Raw genomic sequence first — 19988 nt, 5'->3', positions numbered from 1 at the left:
TCGGCGTAGACTGAAACATACTTTATAGCTGCAAACGTTTTTTTGCAGATTTTATAGGCCACGCAATTTGTCTATGGCACGATATGCACCGTCTGTTGTCTTTTTGGTAGTATCCTCAGCAGCACTTTCCTTTGCGGCATTGCTGAGATCCTTCCTGAGCCGAGTACGACAACTATCACACATATGCCCATCGCGAATCAGCGTTCCACACACCTCGCAGGGATACATCATATTAGGAGCATTTGCTATAGATATCCGGCCCTCTCGAATAAAGCGGGTGATCTCCTTAATCGAAATTCCCGTAGCATCGGACAGCTCTTGAATGTTGGTTCCTTTGTTTTCCCGCAAATAATCCACGCAGATCTCATATTCATGCTCCAGCTCTTTGATGCAAGGCTGGCACAACCCCATAAGATTCTTAACAAACAACCGGCCGCACCTTGGACAATTGTCTAGATTCATAACAAGCAGCCGCTCCTCTCCGTACATTCTGTACAACGCATAATATCCTTATGCTCCTAGATTACATGATTGCAAAGAATTCGTCTATGGGACGGAAGAAACGCTATTACGGGCATGGATCTCTTCAAAAAGTGAATGGGCTGTTCACAATCATGCATTTCGCTCTCCTCAGGAACGTGCCCAAGTTAGGCTATACACCTCTACCGTATAACCATAATCTGAACCCATTTGTTGTATGATCTCAGCGCACGCACGAATGGTACTGCCCGTTGTATAAATATCATCAACAATAATAATCCGAAGAGGACGATTTAGAGATACCTCACTATTCATCCAATCCGCAAATTGTGTTGTTACTGCCGGATTCTCCGCAAAAGCGTGCTTCATATCCGTTAGTCGTTCCGCTCGGCTCTTAAAACTCTGTTTTCCCGTATGATGTGTACGGATTAGCAGCGGAAGCTGTGGGACCTTTCTACGTCTAGACAGCACATCCGCCAATCTTTCCGCTTGATTAAATCCTCGCTCCATAAGCCGGGCATCACTGACAGGCACTGGCACTAACAAATCAGCAGACCAAGAACGATGGATGATGGATGGTTTTCGGGATAAAAGAGCGCTCTGCTTCTCTTTTTTTAGGGTTAGATAGGCTCTATCCAGCATGAGGCCTAGTAAAGGGGCATACCGTTCATTCCCGCGATATTTATACTGACCCAACCATTCTCGCATAACACTAGTGTAGGCCACTGCACTCCGATTACAAATAATCGGTGACGGTTCACTACTGCGGGTACAGTCAAGACAGCCCACATGCCGACCACATTTCATGCAACGAGGGGAACTTATCCAAGGAATGGATTCTACGCATATTCTGCAAACTCCAGGAAATTGTGAGGATCCAGGATTACGCTTGCCGCAGGTTAAGCATGGAGTTACGGAAGGGGACAAGAGTGCCCGAGATTTGGTTAACCATGAGAACAGAGAGCTCATCTCGGCGCCTCCTTGCTAATGTATCCTTTGCGGCGAGCGATGATGTTCATAGTACGGATTTGGGAGATCGCTCCTCGCTGTGATCGGGTCCATTGGGAAGAGGCAAATACAACACGCCCAGCAGGATCATCCTTAGATCGCCCGGCACGTCCAGCCATCTGAACCAAGGAGGCTTCGTCAAAAAGATCGCTATCCGCATCCAAAATAAATACATCGCTGCGTGGGACTGTAACTCCTCGTTCCAGAATCGTAGTCGTTACTAATAGGGAGATAGCCCGGTCGCGAAAAGCAGTTACCTTCTCTGCCCGGAAGGAATCTTTGGAGGAAGTACCCTCGATAACTACGCCGGGAAAGCTCCGACGAAGCAGAACCAGTAATCCTTCAATATGTGCAATACGCGACACAAAACAAAAGATTTGCGCCTCGCGCTCGAGCGACTTACGAAGCGTATGTATGAGAGATCTAGGTAACATCCCACGCTTTAGGCATGTTTGAACGGATGTCATGGTCAGATGCTGTGGCACAGGCAAGGGATGACCATGGAAGCGAACAGGTACTCTCGCATGTGGAAGTCTGCCTAACCGGACCAACCGCTGCATTTCTTGTGGTGGAGTAGCTGATAAGTAGATAAAAGAGCCATCTACCTTACAGGCTTGTTCAGCGGCATAAGCCAGCATAGGATCATTATGGTAGGGGTACGCATCAAGCTCGTCTATGATAACGAGATCAAAGGCTCGATGGAAGCGCAGCAGCTGATGGGTGGTCGCGAGCGTTAAGCGACCACTCACCCAGCGTTCTGCGCTGCCGCCGTAAAGCACGGCGAGAGTCTCCGCCGGGAAAGCTTTTGCGAGCCGCGGAGCAAGCTCGAGTACGACGTCGCGTCGCGGCGTCGCTACGAGCGCCCGCCCACCGGTGGCGAGCACGGCCTCTAGGAGCGGGAAGATCATCTCCGTCTTCCCGGCTCCCGTCACCGCCCAGAGCAGGAACCGCTCTGGGCACGTTTTGGCGGAGCGCTCACGCCGCTCCGCCAGAAAACCCAGCGCAGCGCCAGCGGCTCCCGCCTGCGCTGGGCTCAGTCCCCACCGGCCTGCGGCCACGGTGGGGTCAAGGGCGGCCGTGCACCGCACGGCCGGAAGCGCTGCGCTGCGCAGCAGCAGCGCGCAAGCCCGGCTGCGCCCAAGTGCGAGGCAGGCCTCGCAATAGGCGCAGCCCATAAGGCCGCACGCGGCGCATGCCGTGCGGCCGGTGGGAGCGCTGCCGCAGCGCAGGCAGCGCGAAACCGCGCGGCGGGCGACAGCGCCGCGCCACAATACGTGCGGCAGCCTAGCCGCCGCACGCGCCAGAGCGCCAGCGCCCGCAGGGAGCTGGCGGGCCCACGCCCCGTGCGCAGCCGGGGCGTGACTACCCACGGCGGCTGTCAGCTGCAGCCGCCCCTGCAAATGCGCCAGTTGTGCCGCCTGGCGCCAACGACCTGTCAGCGCTGGCAATCCCTCTGCCAGCAGCGCTTCTATTTCCGGCTGAAGTAAAGAGCGGCCGGCCACAGCCCATGATAGTTGTTCTGCCTCCGATTCAAGCAAAGCATAATCGAGATCATTTCTTCTACTGTAACTTCTGCTATCAATGTTCTTCTTACCCTGTTCTATTACCCAACCTAATTCATAAGGTCGCCATAGCGATACCCCATCACTAAGGCACTCTTCCTTTCCCATTCCTCCTGCTTCCCTTTCCTCCTTCAACTCAGGCTCAAGAACACAGCTTACGTATTGACCCCACTCCTTAGCCCCCCAGTTCCTCATTCCGTCCCTTTGTTTAAAATAATCGCGGAGCTTCACCGCCCACCCCAGCGGCAGTACAGGAGATAATAAGACCAGCTTGTCCACCGTTACTAAGCCTCTGCCTTGACGCTCCGGTCCAGCGCCAGACCACCACCATCTATCTACTGTAAGATCTAAAGAAATCCAAATACTCCAGATCCCTCTACATTCCAAGGCATACACAGCCGCTCGCATAAAATCCGCCTCCTTAACTTTCACCATAAATCACTCTCCCCCACAACACTCCCCTTACCGCCAAACGCAAAAAGCACACTCCTCCATTTCTTGGAGAGTGTGCTTCACCCGTTACTCACATATTTACTTAAAATCTGTCGCGCTTTGATCCGCATCCCCTACTTCCTGCCATCCCCATAAAAGGCAACGAAACAGCCTGCCCTGACAACCGCAAGTCTACCACAATCCCTTGTTGCTGCAACTCTTCTTCACTCACCTGAAAAGTGTACATAGCTGTTGCAAGATCGATAGAGCAGCCACTATCAGCCAGCCTGGAAACAATTCCAAGGGTTCCATCGCTCGAGCCATCATCCATGAACGTTACTCGAAATCGTTTTCCGGTTAAAAATGCTTGAAATGTCAGCGCCCGAATGTACCATTCCACAACAGATGCATGATTGCGGGTAATCAAAATATAATGAATCCATTTCACGGACTGCGGTGTCTGCCGCACCTTCTGCCGATTATGCAGTATATGAATAATCACTGCAGCGGATACATAAACAGCCGCAATCCATATCAACTGGGCTACCATGGAGATGCACCTCCTCTGTATACCAACACTATATGCCGGCTTCAAAAGGTCGGTGACTGCCCAGAGTTCCTGTCAAGCATAAACGCCTTCGGCGTCCTTGCAAGGACGGTAAGCGTTTAAGCGAGAAATATAAGACATAAAGTATGGTGTGAAACTTATACTTTCTTATATTTTAGAGGAACAAGCTGTGCTCTCCTTGATTTCATTCCTATATGTACCGTAAATCTGTAAATAATCTTATAAGGTTACCCAACCATACTTGATCGAGTTGATTACTGCTTGCGTACGATCATCAACTTCCATTTTTTGCAAAATACTACTAACATGGTTTTTCACCGTTTTTTCACTAATAAACAAATACTCACCGATCATTTTGTTACTCTTACCTTCCGCCATCAGCCGCAGTACTTCTGCTTCACGACGCGTTAGAGGATTGTTGTCACCGGCCACAAACTTAACACCAGCTTCTTTCACTACCGTATCAGCAGCTACTCCAGTCTCATTAAGGTAAGTCATGCGCCGCAATTGATTGATTAGCTTTCCGGTAACCTTTGGATGAATAAAAGCGTGTCCCTCACAGACCGAACGGATCGCATTAATAAGAGATTCGGCCTCCATATCCTTCAATAAGTAACCATTGGCGCCCTTACGAAGGGTTTCAAACACATAACTCTCATCATCATGAATCGATAAAATAATTACCTTAACCTCCGGGAACATTTCCCGCAGTTTTTGAGTGGCCTCCACGCCATTCTCAATAGGCATATTAATATCCATTAGTACGATGTCTGGCTTAGTTCCGTTACAGAACTCTAATACCTGGATACCGTCACCACATTCACCGATGACTTCGATATCCTCCTCCATATTCAAAATACGTTTCAGCCCTTCACGAAAAAGCTGATGATCATCCGCCAAAAGAACTTTAATGGGCGTTTTAGTAGAGTTTAAGTTCTCCATCACATTACTCCTTCCCTTTCTCCACGTTCGTCGGAATGTGGATCACGATTGTTGTCCCCTGATTCTCGGCTGAAATGATTTCCATTCTGCCTTCAAGCAGCTCTACACGTTCCCGCATACCTACTAGCCCGAAGCTTTCACGATTACCCTGCGGATTTTTTAATTTCTGCACATTAAAACCTAATCCATTATCCTTAATCACAATCTTAATTAACTGCGCTTGGTAAGTAATCTCTACCAATACGAAACTCGGGTAGGCATGTTTAGCTGCATTAGACAAAGCTTCCTGGACCAATCGGTATACCGCTGCCTCCATGGCTGAAGATAGTCGATGTTCCTGACCTCTGGTTTCCAAGGTCGTCCTCAGCTTCGTCTTCTCCTCAAAATCATGCACATATTTCCGCAAAGTCGGAATTAATCCCAAATCATCGAGAGCCATCGGTCGTAAATTAAAGATGACCTTACGCATTTCTTCCAGGCTGTATCGAACCTGTCCTTTCAAATCTATTACTTCGTCCTGCACCAGCCCAAATTCCTGCTTTACCAGCATTCTTTCTACAATTTCCGTCCTAAGGACTAGATTCGCCAGCATTTGAGCAGGACCATCATGAATTTCCCGGGCAATTCTCTTCCGTTCTTCCTCTTGAGCCAGGATTATCTTGAGTCCTATCATCTGTCTGTTCTTCGCAGATTCGACAATTCTCGTCACCTGACCTAGTTCTCCCGACAAATATTCGAGCACTACGCTCATTTGCGAACCAATTGACTCTGCGCGCTCTACAGAATTTTCGACACTGCGCACCCGCATTTGTAATTCATCACGTCTTGATCGAAGATAGACCTCTCGCTCACGCGTCATCATGAGTTCGAGCTGTAGCTCCGTAGCCTTCTCATAGGCAATACGGATATCCTTCTCCGAGTAGCGGACAAAGTCCCGGCTGACCTCTGTCAGCCGGATTCTGGAGCGATGATACTGCAGCTCCAGCTTGTCTACTTTTTTCAATGTCTCATCCGTTTCGTCCATGACCCGCTGCAGTTCTTTGTTGAGTGCAGCAAGTTCATCACGCGCAACCTGCAATATTTCAAAAATCTGATACTTGCTGCTCTCCATCACGTCGATGGTATTTTTAATGACGCGATCAATCGCATCGGCTTGAAATTCCACGGATGCTTGCCCCTTTTCTATCGAATCGTTTTAAAGGTTTTCCTTTATATTAACATATCACGATTCGATAGTTACGGTCTTCGTTTTCTGTTCCCATTTTACAGTTAATCCTAGCTGTTCAGAAACTAGTCTTAACGGTACTAAAGTCCTACCTTGTAAAATGATTGGTGCTACTTCAGCACTTTGACGTTTGCCGTTCAGCAGATATTCTTTTTTATTTACGGTAAGATCCAGTGCCTTGGCTCCGCGTAATACCATGATCTTCTTATTCACCTGATCCCAAGTAGCGCTGCCTCCGAAAGCATCAAGGACATACCGAATTGGCACATAAGTACTACCATCTTTTACAATTGGAGCTACATCAATAGCTTTCTTTGTTCCGTTTACGGTCATTGCTTTCGAGCCAATGCTCATGGAAGCCGTACCTTTCGGTAAGCCTGCATCACTAGAAAGCGATGGCATTGTAAACTTGATATTATCAACGGCAACTGTACCCGTCTTCGCCCGTTCATCTTGGCCTTCCTCTACGTTAACAACATAGAGTCTCTTCAGCGTTGCTGGGAATTTAATGCCTGAGCCTGACAAGTCAATGTTAATGTTCTTCCAACCATTCCAATCGATGATCTTCGCAAGATCCACATAAGCTGTAGCTCCACTGTTGTCTACAAATTCAGCACGCAGCCAATTCAAGCTCATATCGCCCATCACATCAACCGACATCGAAGTTGCAAGCGCTGGAACTGTTTTACCGCTTGTACCATTAAGCTGAGCATAAGCATACATTTTGCCGCTGCCAGCCGTCATATCATAACTGAGTGACAGCACCTTGGAGCCTACTCTTTCAGCCGTTCCATCCACTATCGTTGCAGTACCCTGTACCGCTGGAACATTGGTAGTAAAGTCGATTGGATAGCTTACCTTCTCGAAATCTTCCCATGTTGTAGCTGCTGCTGTTGATAATACAACCACTGCACTAAATCCATCATAACGGGCAATAGCATAACCTGTAGTAACCCCTGCATCAACGGCGTTTACAGTAAGCTTGCCATCTTTCACGGCTCCCTTAAAGCCTACAAACTCCCACTTCAGTGCTGAATCCGGAACATTGATAGTTGTTCCACTCTTCGTTGCCGCTGTAACAGGGACAGACACAGTAGTTCCGGCTGTCAGTGGCGCTGTAGCTGTACCTACACTCATACTGGATAGATCATTACCACCCAGAACTGTAACAGTTGTAGAGGCGCTTGCAGAACCGCTTTTAGCCGTTAAGGTAACGGTACCTGGCTTCACTGCCGTTACTTCACCTGCACTTACCGTTGCGCTTCCGCCGCTTGATACCCATGTAGGATTACCCGCTGCTACATCAATAGGGTTGTAGTAAGTGTCATAACCTTTTAAAGAATACGTTGCCTTTTGTCCAACCAGCAGTGCGGAACTTCCGCTAATTTTGATTCCTTTTACTTCACCTTGCGGTGCGTTAGTGTAGACACCAAGCCCGTTAACGATGCTACGTTGCTCTGTGCCATACTCTGTATTAAAAGTGAGTGTAGTAGAGGTTTCACCGAGGGGCCGGTCTACCATCGTTGTAGAGCCGCCTCCATCGAGATTAAGACCTTTCCAGACTCCGATATTGGTCATGAATGATTGCAATTCGGTTAGAGACATCCCTGAACTATTGCCATTTTTCTCAGTAGCTATGATATATACATAACGTCCGTCTTGAGAATATCCTAAAGCCGTGCGTGCACGATAGCCTCCAATGCTGCTAGTAGAACGAGAGAACGTTGCTGCTTTTCCGTTATTTACTAGAATCGTATGTCCGCCAATCATTGTTTGTAGACTCGCAGGATCTAACGATTGCTGTGTAGTCTTAGATTTCAGGGAATACACACTTGTTACAGGTTGTCCTACCGTCAAATGGGCAGTAACATATCGTGCGGCTAAGCCATGTGCCCGCAAAATATAAGCTCCCTTTGGAACCGCCATAGGGAGTGCTGCATTTTCTGAGATTTGAGTAACTACACCATTCTCAACAAGTACCTCTGTTGGAGTGGTAGAGCTATTTTTAGGGCGGTCGAGTGCAGTCCATACATCTGTGTAGATATACATAGCATTAGCATGACTATAAGTCGAGCTTCCGCCTTCAGGGCTATAAGCGCCTTTATTGATACCGGAGATCTCAAACTGTGCGCCATCTGGCGCGGTTACCATCCCCTCAAAGCTGTACTCGTCAATAATAGGTTTGCGATCTTTTGTCACTGCAAAGGCATACATTCCATCCAATTGTGAAGGGGTAGACACCAGTACTCCACCTGAGACTTGTCCACCGATCGGAGCACCCTCTCCACCTGTATTAAAATAATCGCCATTTACTGCGGCCACGGCTCCAGTTTCCTTCGCCATCCCGCCAGTACTTTGCCGCGTAGTCAGATTTCCACCTTTACCAGTCATTACATCTAAAGAAACATATGGATTGTTAAGATCTACACGAATGACATCCGCAAGCCCAGAAGCACTCGCCCCAGAACGTGTAGTAGTATATTTATATTTCATCATAATGGCGCCCGAAGTAATCACTTCTTCTCCCAGCTTACTTACTTTAAAAGGAGCTGTGGCTGCAGCTGCGATTGGTACAGACCCCTGACCAAACAGCATCATACCTTCACTGCCGATTACCGGCATAATCCATAACACACCAGCCAATGAAGCAGCAATCCACTTTTTAGTGGAAGATAATCTTATTCCCCGTACAACCTCGCTACTCTTCTTCTCCATGAAAACTTCATTCATTTCAACGTAACTCTCCCATCTCTTTTGTACTCTATCAGTCCATATCAATGTCTGGAAACTGGTTCCTATTTTCCTAGTACTCTTTTAATAGACTGAAAATAAGCCAAAAAGTTGCGAAATTGAGAGATTTCAAGCTTTATAGAGTCAAAAGTGTCATAATTAGACGACAAAAAAAGCCCGGCATAATTGCCGGGCTTTACCAATTGTTTGGTTATTTATAAGAGTTGTTCACAAGAAATCAGTCTGTTTCAGCATCCGTTGTAACATCACGGCAGCTTGAGCACGGGTGGCATTGCCTTGGGGCCCGAATTCACTTACTGTCATGCCCAAAATAATCCCTGATTGTACTGCCTTTGCGACGAACTCCGAACTTTGATTCTGAATCTTTGCCTTATCCTTGAATTTTGCAAGTGTTGAGGCAGAAGTACCGCTTAGTGTAATAGGATGATTGGTATATTCCATCGCACGGATCATCATGATCGCCATCTGCTCGCGTGTTATATTATCATTCGGACGGAAGGTACCATCCGTATTCCCTGTGATAATTCCAGCTTTAGCCGCTGCACCAATGTAATCTCCAGTTTGTGTGGAAGGCTGCACATCCCGGAAACGTTGTGCGGTCTCACGGTCTCCTAGCAAACCTAGACCTCGACTGAGCATAATAGCAAACTCAGCACGGGTAATTTTTTTCTCCGGATTAAACGCACTACCGTAGCTGCTATCAATAATATTCTTTGCGTTAAGCTCAGCTACGATTGCATTACTCCAATGCTTACCCATATCCGTGAAAGCTCGGGTGGATAAGAAAGTCCCTAAAATCTGATTACCAGCGGTACGAGCACGAATAACCGTATAGTTGCCAACCGTACTGATTTTTGTAGGTAAATAAGCTGCATCGTAGTAGGAAAGGTCCAATCTGGCCGCAGATGTCTGCGCACTATTTAATGAAGAAGTAGTACGTACGGTATATTCTCCCGGTACTGTCAGTGCCTTGGCATTCGAATAATTACCGCTAACGATCGCCGTCACCCGGACATCCATAAGACTAGTAATAGTTCGCATACCCATCGTCTGTAGCTTTTGCTCAAAAGGTGTAAATGTACCTGCTGGAACTTTATCCAAGCGGAACACGAGCGAAATATTTTTACTGTCCGAGATCAGGCTGCTCGCTAGCCCATTCATATCAATATCATCGAGCCCTACGCTAAATAGGTTATCTCCATGACGAATCATGAACTTAGTATTTTTATTACGGTTCACCGCGTCTAGTAATGGTTTTAGCGGAGCAGTTACAAAAGCTGCTTGCTCCGTGGAAGGAACCTCAAAAGCCAATACATCATTATTCATCTTATACAGATATTCATAACTGGCAGCTATTCGATCTGCGTTTAAAGTATATCTTTTTACAGACTGATTATATACAGAACGGTCATCCACAATTTGCGAGGAATCGCTCTTTAATAGTGCATACTCTTTTCCAAACTCACTCGTTGCAAGTGTTCCTAGGTAGGATGGACGATTTCCAGATCCAGTGGTCACGCCAGTTAGATTCTGAACTGATAAAGCTGAGAATGAGGATAGTGTATTCCCACTCAAATCCTTAATAGTCCCGGTACCAGTCATATAGGACAGGTCTACTGTTTGACCGGTCTTTACAACCGAGGATAACGTTATTTTTAGAATATTGCCTGAAATAGAGTAGGATTGCACGCCCAAGCTGCTGCCATCTGCTCGAACTCCGAACTGATTCGTGTAGAGGGAACCGGATGCCTGCATATTCTTGGCAAAAGTAACGGTTAGCTCGTCACCAGAAACGGTCGCTGAGTTAATCTCCGGTATGGTAGTGCCGCTGTTTTCCGAGATGGATACAGGCTGCAGGTTAATATACGCCGCTCGGTTTCCATTCAAGTCGCTTATTCCGGTAGAGCCCGGCACATAAGATATAGTCACATTCTGATTAACCTTCACCGCTGTCTGGAGAGTTAACGTAACCTGAGTACCGCTGACCGATACATTAGTCACATAATTAGGCGTGCTGCCCACTAACACAGAGAATTGGCTATTCAGTGGGAGATTGGTTGTAGACAAGCCTTCATTATAATTCAGAATGATTTTAGTGCCGCCTCCGGTTGCACTTTGGAACACTGGCGGAATCGTATCATTACTGTTACGGATATTGAAATCAGTAAAATCTGCGATATTTTGCCCATAAGAATTTTGCAAAGGATAAGAACCTGCATAATAGGACACTCGAACGTTCTGTCCATTTGATGCTTCACTGCTCAACGTTAAATATACTGTATTGCCACTGGAACTGATCGAGTTGACCCCAAGTGAGCTTCCATCTGCAGTCACAGAGAACTGGTTATGAGCGTAATAGGAAACCGATTTTAATGTGTCGTTAAAGTTTAATACTACCGATCTTCCCGTGATTCTCCCGTCTTTAGGTGTCGGCATGGAGGACTCGATGGAGTTCGTGATCTGTTTAGAGCTAAAAGTGCTCGCTGCATTTCCGCTTGGATCCTGAATCGTCCGCAGTCCGCCATTATAGCTGACCTTTACAATCTGTCCAACAGCTACTCCTGTACTCAGCACCACGTAGGCACTATCTCCCTGAATATAAACACTTTCAATCGCTCGATTCTCGTCGTTCACCGTAACTCCAAAGCTTGAAGTCAGCAGCGCTATGGATGAATTGAGCGTCTCATTATATTTCAGACGAATGGTTCGGTTATTCTCAAGCTGTGCAGATGTGAGCTGTGGAGCTGTTTTGTCCAGAGACAAGGTCTTGAAGCTCCATGAATTCTTACCACTTAACCCGTCATATAGAACGTTAGCATCACTTGCGTCTACAAAAGCCCCTTTAGCGATATCAATGTAATAAGTTGAATCACTATCTAACGCTACAGAAGGTGTGATTATAAATTCTTTAGCTGTAGTGGTACTCCGGGTAACGTTAACCGGCACCTGAGATCCTCCGCTTTTATATAGAGCCACACCATTGGCCACTGCACTGTTGTAATTCACATCCCGATTAAACGCGATCGAAAAGGATCTGTTGTTAGCAACAGATTCACTTCGATCAGATGGATTCAAAGCACTTACGCCAAGTCCAGTCAAAGATACCGTTGTGAAGGTCCAAGTGTACGGGCCCGAGGCAGGAAATACATTTCCATCTTGATCATAAAAAGCACCCTGGGGGATCGTAACTGTGTATTGTGTGCCGTTTAGCAGCGGTGAGGCTGTGGATGCTGGATTCAATGTTATAGTTCTGCTGCTTCCTCCAGTAACGGCTGGGGAGTTCACATTAAGCCATCTTGTTCTAGCATCGTTAGCTGCCCCTGGGGACACCGTAATTACACCTGATGCAGGCATCATAGGACGGTCAAAAGTGAGCTGTAGCGCTCCTGTGGTAGATATACCGCCTGCACCGTTAGCCGGGGATGGAGTCATTGGAATTTCAGCTACACCTTTTGTAGAGAAACTCCATACATTGCCGCTAGAAATACCAGAGAACGTTCTATTATCAACATCCTTAAAAGCGTAGGCATCAATAAGAACATAGTAATTCCCTCCGGCCGCCAATGCTTTCTCTAGCGTTAATTTAACTGTAGTAGAGTTAGCATCAGTCAGAACGTTAACTCTAGTGTCATCATCCTTTATTCTGAACTCTTGCACGGTTGTATTATCTGCTGAGGAGAGGATTCGGATAGAGCCCCCACCTTTTAACAGCTGCTTATTTAGTGTCAGACTGAGCTCCTTTAAACTCCCGGCATCTACTCTTGCATTACTAGCCGGTGAAAAGTTGCCTGCCGTGATAGCCGTATTACTCTCTGGAGCGGTGGTAAATGCCCATGAAGTAAGTCCTGATTCATTACCCTCATTATCTTTGAACAATCCTTTGGGAATTGTGACCGTGTATGCCTTATTCGGAGTGAATTGTTGGTTTGGCCCTAACTTAAGCTCGTAGTCTTTTGAACTACCGATTAAACCATAACTACCAATAGGAATCGTCACAAAAGGTGTACTATCACCCTGACCCGTGATGGTAATTTCTCCAGCCTGTGGGTTTACTTGACGATCAAAGCTTAATTTAAGAGATGATCCGATATTTACATAGGTTGCTCCAGGTGCTGGCGACACACTAATGCCAAATTCCGCTGCAGCATGTACTGCCGATATTCCAATTCCGATAGAAGGATACCCTGCTCCAAGTACCAGTTCTCCTGCTAGAAAAATTGCCGTCCATATTGAAATTTTTCTTTTCATGCCGTGATAGACTCCTCTCAAACCATACTAACGTCTTTATGTATATTCTTATATTTCGGTTAAAGGGCTTACAAAGTTTAGTAGTCTACTTCTCTATGATTAGAATCAATCCTAATTCTGTCCACTACATAAAAATAGCCCGCAGAGCTGACACTAAGTGCCAACTTGCGGGCTTAACGTAACGTATTATAAGAACATATAATTAACTACAATCCTGCTTGACCTCTGAGTAATTCCGCTTTATCTACGCGTTCCCAAGGAAGATCAACATCAGTCCGTCCAAAATGGCCGTATGCTGCAGTCTGTCTATAGATTGGTTTACGCAAATCAAGCATGGAGATAATACCCGCAGGGCGAAGATCAAAGTTGTTGCTGATCAGTTGAACCATTTTTTCCTCACTGATTTTACCTGTTCCGTATGTATCCACATTAATCGAGACAGGAGTAGCCACACCAATGGCATAAGCAAGCTGGATCTCACATTTATCAGCTAGACCTGCAGCTACAAGATTCTTCGCCACATAACGAGCTGCATAAGCCGCAGAACGGTCCACTTTAGTTGGATCCTTACCAGAGAATGCGCCGCCGCCGTGACGAGCATATCCGCCATACGTATCAACGATAATCTTCCGTCCAGTCAGACCGGCATCCCCTTGAGGACCACCAATAACAAATCGTCCTGTTGGATTAATAAAATACTTAGTTTCAGCATCGAGCAGTTCTGCAGGAACAACCGGCATAATTACATGCTCTTTAATATCATTCTGAATTTGTTCAAGAGAAATTTCTTCCGCATGCTGTGTAGATACTACAATAGCGTCTACGCGTACAGGCTTCTCATCTTGATATTCGATCGTAACTTGTGTCTTCCCGTCAGGACGCAAATATTCCAAAGTTCCGTTCTTACGAACTTCAGATAGGCGACGAGCAATACGGTGAGATAAAGCGATCGGTAGCGGCATCAGTTCAGGTGTCTCATTCGTAGCAAAACCGAACATTAAGCCTTGATCACCCGCACCAATATTTGCTGTTTCTTCAGCCAATTGTGCTGGATCACGGTGCTCGAGAGCAGAGTTTACACCTTGAGCAATATCAGCTGACTGTTCATTAAGTGAGCTCAAAACTGCACAGGTATTATAATCAAAACCATATTTTGCACGTGTGTAGCCAATTTCTTTAATGGTATTGCGTACGATGGCAGGAATATCTACATACTCAGATTTGGTACTGATTTCCCCGATCACCAAAACAAGACCAGTTGCTACTGCTACTTCGCAGGCTACACGTGCATTTGGATCATTAGCTAAAAATGCATCCAATACCGCATCGGAAATCTGGTCACAGATTTTATCCGGATGCCCTTCCGTCACGGACTCAGAAGTAAACAAATGACGCCCTTTAATAGACAAGTATAACAACCTCCCTTATGGTTAGTCTGACACTGTATAAGGAGTTCCTTAATAATCACAGGCCAAATTAATAAAAAAATATAAAACAAAGAAACTCAGGGGCCTGTTCTTTTTATGAAGGATGATTGCAGTATTTCATGTTTATATTCACTAAACTCTTCAAAAAAATGAACCTTTCCCATATGGAAAAGGTCTAAGGCTTTCCTCAAAAGTCATATTATCTTATTTGGGAGGTGGTGTCAATTACTCCGAAGCCCCTCCATCACAGTATAAATATTGATTCCACAGTATTAAAAAGAAATATCAGATAGGATTAATAAGAATTCCTTCAGCCTGATATTATTAAAGAAGAGACTGTTCGGCTTGCTTAATGAGTCTCTTCGTGATTTCTCCACCAACAGAGCCATTATCTCTCGAACTAAGATGTCCAAGATACTGGCTACGGCCAGAACCACTACCTCCGATTGCTCCTAATTCAGAAGCAAACTCTGTGTCTGCTCCGCCTCCATAATGCGCTCCATATAAACCAAATTCAGCTGCAATTTCATATTGCATTTGCTTCAGCATTGCCCGGCTTTCCGGTACCACTGTACGATTGTTACGTGCCATGTTACAGCACCTCCTGTGAATTTGTAAGATTACAGGAATATTGTGCGTCCAACAGCTACTCTTCAATCGCGCCAATGATTTGTAACTTTGGAAATCAGTTTGCATGTATGATTAAGTACTTTTACGGGCATTATGAATATATATTATTACAAATTATTTTAGTGTATATCCACCACGAACCATGACAACAAGGCCAAGAGTTTGTCCTGATTGCACAGTAATACCACGACCATCACGAGGGAAAGATAATAAATGGTTAGTCGGTGCAGCTACTCCATTGGCAAGGTCTTTACCATCCGTTAAATCAGCAACACCATTTGCATCCTGAGAGTAGATAACCGCTTTACCCGCACGAACGATAAATTCAGCGCCTGCGGAAGCAATTAAGGTTTGTCCTGGTTTTACATCGACAATTACGGATTCATTACTGCTAGTAGTCGGGTTTGTTGTAGCTGTTGGAGCTGAGCTTGGACTCGGAGTAGCTGTAGCTACTGGAGCTGTACCTGTACCACCTGTAAGTGCTTTCTGAATTTGCTGATCAACATAGCTTTTGGTAACCACAGGGTCATCTGCTGTTCCAGGCTGCGAACCAACACCTGCACCTTCAGCAGTAACATTCAACAGTGATCCAGCCCATACACCACCAGCCAGTAATACAGCAGCTGTTGTTACTTTCCATACCGATTTCAATGAAGTTCCTCCTCATGAGTGGGGATAAATGCCTATAAAAAAAGAATAGCCTCCGAAGAGGCTATTCTTGCTTCGAAAGGAAGCTAATTATCTTACAGTTTGTTTGTTACCACTAACAAGTTTAAGTCCATCACCGTCTACGGATGTAGCACCAGTCTTAACTTCAACTGTGAGGGAATCAACAGTGTTCAAATCAGTGATTTCTTTACCGTGAGCACTGATTTTCAACAATACTTTACCTTCTTCGCTACCAGAACCAACAGTTGCAGTTACAACTGCTTTTACTGGCTCTTTACCATCTACTCCTACAACAACATCAAAGTCTGCATCAAAAGCAGTTTTAATTTTGTTTGAGAAAGTCAATGTCAGGTAAGCGGAATTGCTGTTAATAGCTGCTTCAGTCAATTTAGGAGCAGTTGTGTTCATAAGCTTATGAACTACCGAAGCCGAAGCAGTATTTTCCATTCCGTTGCCAGCTGCATCAGAGATGCCAACAACTTTGAATGTGTAATCTTTAGTTTCTGTAATTCCGCCTACTGGAATGAATACTTTCACTTCAGCAGATGTTGGTTTAGTAGCAGTACCTACAACCTTAGTTGGATCAACAACAGCGTAAGAACCAGAAGGTAGAGCAGCACCGTTCAGGACATAGCTGCTAGCATCACGAAGTGAAGCTACATTCAAACCAACGTTATCAGTAGCTGTAACTGTAAATTGGTGGTATCCAGCTTCTGAAGAACCAGCTGTATAAACTACAGAAGTAACAGTAGGTCTCTTGTCATCGTTAGTGTTGATTTTTTCAGCTGTAAGAGCAACAGTTGCTGCGTCAGAAACATTAGCTGTTCTTGCTTTATCCTTCACCAAGCCAGCAGTCAAACGAACTGTGTAGTCTCCGCTCAAAGTACTGTTAGTCTTAACGGTTACTTTTGCACCTTTTACAGTCATATCAGCTTGAGTAATCGCTGGACCAGTAACAGCACCAGTGGATTCATCAATGATGCTAACAGATCCAGTTGCAAGTACTACATCTTCGCTGAAAGTCAGTACAAGACCACTAGTACCATAAGTAGCAGATACTACAGTTGGTTTAGTAGTGTCTTTAACAAAAGTAACTGCTTGAGTCACAGTAGATCCAAGAGTGTTACCCAATGTATCACGTACAGATGCTGCGAATGACAATGTACCAGTGAAAGTTCCAGATGATGGGAAGTTAAAACCACTAGGTACTTGTAGTTTAATTGTGTCGCCATCGTCAGTTGTAATAACGTTCATGTTACCAACTTTGTCACCGTCAGCTTTCAACAAGGAAACATTACCCTTGAAGGATGCAGCGTTAACTTTTTTGTTAAATTTAACTTTTACATATTGATCGCTCTCTGGAGTTACGCTAACGATCGTTGGAGCAGCAGTATCAGCTACTACAGTTACACTAGTTTTAAGTGAGCTTGCAACGTTACCAGCAAAGTCAGTAACTTTGTTAAGCACTACATCATTAGCTGTACCAGTTTTCAGTGCAGTATTTGTAGTCAATTTAAATGTATCAGCAGATTCTCTTGATACAGATACAGTAGCACCGTTAACAGTAGCAGTAAAGCTGTATTGTTTTACTGGCTCGCTAAATTGTACGAATACTTCTTTAGTAGAATCTTTAGCTACGGCATTGATAGCCTTAACTGTAGGAGCTACTGTATCAGCAACAGTCAACAAAGTAGTGTAAGAAGCAACTTTAGTTCCAGCAGAAGTTAGAACAGCGTCGCTTACTACTACAGTATATTGACCTTTCAGATAGTCAGTATCAACTTTATCCAAAGTGATAGTCAACTCAGTACCAGCTTCGTTCAAGCTTGCAGCTGAACCAGCAACAGTTACAGCAGTTCCACTTACAGGAACAACTTTAACAGTGTCAGCAACCAATTTGCCGTCTTCAATTACAGAATCAGCACTGATTGCACGGTTGAATTTAACAACAACTTGTTTAGCGTTTGGAGCTTCTACGGAAAGAACCTTAGGAGCAGCCAAAGTTACTTTAGTTGTGTAGTCGTGGTTGTTGTGTTTGAAGGAAATTGAAGTTTCAACGCCTTCTACAAGTGCAGTAGTCAAAGTTACAGTAGTAGTAGTTTTGTCAGAGAAAGTTACAACTACGCTAGTAGGGCTAGTTGCTTCAGCAGAAGCTACAGTAGGAGCTGCTTTCAATTGATCAACAGCATAAGCTGTTTCAACTACCAAAGAACGGCTAGCGTTAGCTTTGAAGTTAGTGTCTTTAGCGATCAGACCAGCATTGATTACCGCTTGAGCATAACCTTTAGCCCATGCTGATGCAGTGTTGTCGCTAGTTGCTGGTGTTTCAAGTTTCAAAGCGCGGAACAATACAGCCGCTACTTCTTCAACTGTTACTTTACCGTTGTAGTCGAAGATACCTTTAACAGTATCTTTACCTTGCATCAAGTTAGCTGCAGTAACAGCTTCGATGTAAGGAACTGCCCAGTTCTTAGCGTTGTAACCTTTGTCTTTGTAAGACAATTTGTTAGTTACTTCAGTAAGATCGAACAATTTAGTAACGATCTTCGCGAATTCAGCGCGAGTAAGATCTTTTTCAAGGTGAGCTTGACCATCTGGGTACCCATTGAGAATACCTTTTGCTGCCAAAGCGTCAAATTTTTGTTGCGGAGTTGCTGCTGCGTCACCAAACGCTACAGAGGCAAACATCGAGAATGCCATTGCTGTAGATAATGCTACGGATAAAATTTTCTTCATAACCTTTTTTTCTCCTCCTTGGACGTTCATAAACTGAGATTTTTCTTTAGTTGAGTAGCTCGTGTCACTCATTAGCCGATGCACCCCCTTTCCAGAGTTGAGCAAATTAAGTATAAATAATGTCTGTGACGGGTATCACAGAAACTGGTAAACAATGATCAGGACATGACAATACTAGATTCCTAATTATACCTAAGTATTATACAATGTGCCTCAAGTCACGTAAAGCTAATTTTTCCATTTTGTTAAAATCGCTTTACCACTGGTTAATTTCAACTGCCTGTGTAAATGACTCTACACCTTAAACGCAGAAGATTTGGAAAAGTTGCGGTTTCTCAAAAAAATCTTTTCTTTTTTTGTTTTCCGGCACAATCCCAATAGAAGATACATATGTATGTTCTACTAACTATTGTTAATCATGGGTTGCTACGGAAAATAGTATACCATAGTCGTTTTCTAAACGTCATTATGCAATATTTACTAAGTATCATTAACACTAGTGCTATTTATTTAAACATTCCTACAAAATTTGAGTATAACGGGGCGGAAAGACCTGATTACTCACATTCACCGTAGGCTGATTATATAGCGGCTCCCCTTCTGAGCTTCAGCTCTTAAAGCTATAACCTAAAAACCTTCGTTTATAGGTTCAATCAAATATGTTCTTTCTTGGTTAGCCTCCTGGTTCATTACTTTGATGATTCGTAAGCTAATGACCACTACTTACCGTCACCATTCGGAGATCCACTTTAAAGACAGCATCATGATGCTGAACGCAACAAAAAAGCGCCGTTGCCGGCGCTTGCTTCTATTACAGTAGGGTCTAACGAATCTTCATAGATAACTGGATCAATTCCTGACGCTTTTCAGGACTTGAGTTTACATTGTCGTACATTGCATCAATAGCTGCGCGGTTCTCGCGGTAGCTCTTTTCATGTTTGATTGTAGTATGAGACCATTCGATCAGGGCATTCTCAGCCACAACAAGCTCGTTGTATGAATCATGGAATCCTGTAGCCTGCACAAGTTCCTCCATGACCTCTTGTGTAATTTCCTGTAGTGCCCGTTTAGCCGCGATTTCCTTCTCCAACACTTTTGCTCTATTCTCAAACATATTCTTGGCTTTCATGTAATCCAACTGTGCTTTTGCTAAAATCGGTTTCATGGTTGGCTTTCACCTTTCAGAAAATAATATTTTCTAAGTTATTGTAACGTAAATCGAAGCAGAATACAAAATATATGTCTCTGGTAAGTTTACACTTTTCTCTAAGTTGACTATTATACAACTGTAAAATTGGTTGAGATTAACC

The 19988-nt window shown here is 44.8% G+C and carries 12 protein-coding genes and 1 pseudogene; all 13 read right to left on the bottom strand.

The genetic code is table 11. The features are described from left to right. Nucleotides 1–51: 51 nt before the first annotated feature. Nucleotides 52–462, bottom strand: coding sequence for a TIGR03826 family flagellar region protein (locus MKX60_RS06030; RefSeq protein ID WP_042194629.1), 411 nt, complete (start codon nt 460–462; stop codon nt 52–54). 168 nt (nt 463–630) lie between these two features. After that, nucleotides 631–1449, bottom strand: coding sequence for a ComF family protein (locus MKX60_RS06025; protein WP_341059295.1), 819 nt, complete (start codon nt 1447–1449; stop codon nt 631–633). Continuing rightward, nucleotides 1446–2933 (bottom strand): annotated as a pseudogene (locus MKX60_RS06020) (DEAD/DEAH box helicase); the annotation flags it as partial. The gene MKX60_RS06025 and the pseudogene MKX60_RS06020, both read right to left, overlap by 4 nt. Before the next feature lie 652 nt (nt 2934–3585). Then, nucleotides 3586–4032, bottom strand: a complete 447-nt coding sequence (locus tag MKX60_RS06010) for a glycosyltransferase family A protein (protein WP_341059292.1) — start codon at nt 4030–4032, stop codon at nt 3586–3588. A 237-nt stretch (nt 4033–4269) separates the two neighbouring features. Continuing rightward, on the bottom strand, nt 4270–4992 hold the full coding sequence (locus MKX60_RS06005) for a response regulator (protein WP_042131342.1): 723 nt from the start codon (nt 4990–4992) through the stop codon (nt 4270–4272). 4 nt (nt 4993–4996) lie between these two features. Continuing rightward, nucleotides 4997–6157 carry a sensor histidine kinase gene (locus MKX60_RS06000; RefSeq protein WP_042131343.1) on the bottom strand — a complete coding sequence of 387 codons (1161 nt, stop codon included), beginning with the start codon at nt 6155–6157 and terminating at the stop codon, nt 4997–4999. Nucleotides 6158–6214: 57 nt separating this feature from the next. Beyond that, entirely contained in the window at nt 6215–8947 is a 2733-nt protein-coding gene (locus MKX60_RS05995; RefSeq protein ID WP_341059290.1) for a stalk domain-containing protein, read from the bottom strand. Between the two features lie 228 nt (nt 8948–9175). Next, nucleotides 9176–13216, bottom strand: a complete 4041-nt coding sequence (locus MKX60_RS05990) for an Ig-like domain-containing protein (RefSeq protein ID WP_341059288.1) — start codon at nt 13214–13216, stop codon at nt 9176–9178. A 206-nt stretch (nt 13217–13422) separates the two neighbouring features. Next, a complete protein-coding gene (gene metK, locus MKX60_RS05985; protein ID WP_341059287.1) occupies nt 13423–14625 on the bottom strand; it encodes a methionine adenosyltransferase in 1203 nt (400 codons plus the stop codon). 342 nt (nt 14626–14967) lie between these two features. Continuing rightward, complete coding sequence (locus MKX60_RS05980; RefSeq protein WP_076285662.1) at nt 14968–15234, bottom strand: alpha/beta-type small acid-soluble spore protein; 267 nt, start codon at nt 15232–15234, stop codon at nt 14968–14970. 153 nt (nt 15235–15387) lie between these two features. Beyond that, nucleotides 15388–15924, bottom strand: coding sequence for a hypothetical protein (locus tag MKX60_RS05975; RefSeq protein WP_076285661.1), 537 nt, complete (start codon nt 15922–15924; stop codon nt 15388–15390). A gap of 87 nt (nt 15925–16011) precedes the next feature. After that, nucleotides 16012–18708, bottom strand: coding sequence for an Ig-like domain-containing protein (locus MKX60_RS05970; protein ID WP_179086619.1), 2697 nt, complete (start codon nt 18706–18708; stop codon nt 16012–16014). 793 nt (nt 18709–19501) lie between these two features. Further along, complete coding sequence (locus MKX60_RS05965) at nt 19502–19843, bottom strand: hypothetical protein (protein WP_042131350.1); 342 nt, start codon at nt 19841–19843, stop codon at nt 19502–19504. Nucleotides 19844–19988: the final 145 nt, after the last annotated feature.

It is taken from the genome of Paenibacillus sp. FSL R5-0914 (genome assembly GCF_038004525.1).
Lineage (GTDB): Bacteria > Bacillota > Bacilli > Paenibacillales > Paenibacillaceae > Paenibacillus_AQ.
This window is presented reverse-complemented; position numbering and strand designations above follow the sequence as displayed.

Coding starts and splice junctions, on each gene's coding strand:
- MKX60_RS05970 (WP_179086619.1), bottom strand. CDS start 18,708: ATGAACGTCCAAGGAGGAGAAAAAAAGGTTATGAAGAAAATTTTATCC.
- MKX60_RS05965 (WP_042131350.1), bottom strand. CDS start 19,843: ATGAAACCGATTTTAGCAAAAGCACAGTTGGATTACATGAAAGCCAAG.
- MKX60_RS06005 (WP_042131342.1), bottom strand. CDS start 4,992: ATGGAGAACTTAAACTCTACTAAAACGCCCATTAAAGTTCTTTTGGCG.
- MKX60_RS06010 (WP_341059292.1), bottom strand. CDS start 4,032: ATGGTAGCCCAGTTGATATGGATTGCGGCTGTTTATGTATCCGCTGCA.
- MKX60_RS05980 (WP_076285662.1), bottom strand. CDS start 15,234: ATGGCACGTAACAATCGTACAGTGGTACCGGAAAGCCGGGCAATGCTG.
- MKX60_RS05995 (WP_341059290.1), bottom strand. CDS start 8,947: ATGAATGAAGTTTTCATGGAGAAGAAGAGTAGCGAGGTTGTACGGGGA.
- MKX60_RS05990 (WP_341059288.1), bottom strand. CDS start 13,216: ATGAAAAGAAAAATTTCAATATGGACGGCAATTTTTCTAGCAGGAGAA.
- MKX60_RS06025 (WP_341059295.1), bottom strand. CDS start 1,449: ATGAGCTCTCTGTTCTCATGGTTAACCAAATCTCGGGCACTCTTGTCC.
- MKX60_RS06030 (WP_042194629.1), bottom strand. CDS start 462: ATGAATCTAGACAATTGTCCAAGGTGCGGCCGGTTGTTTGTTAAGAAT.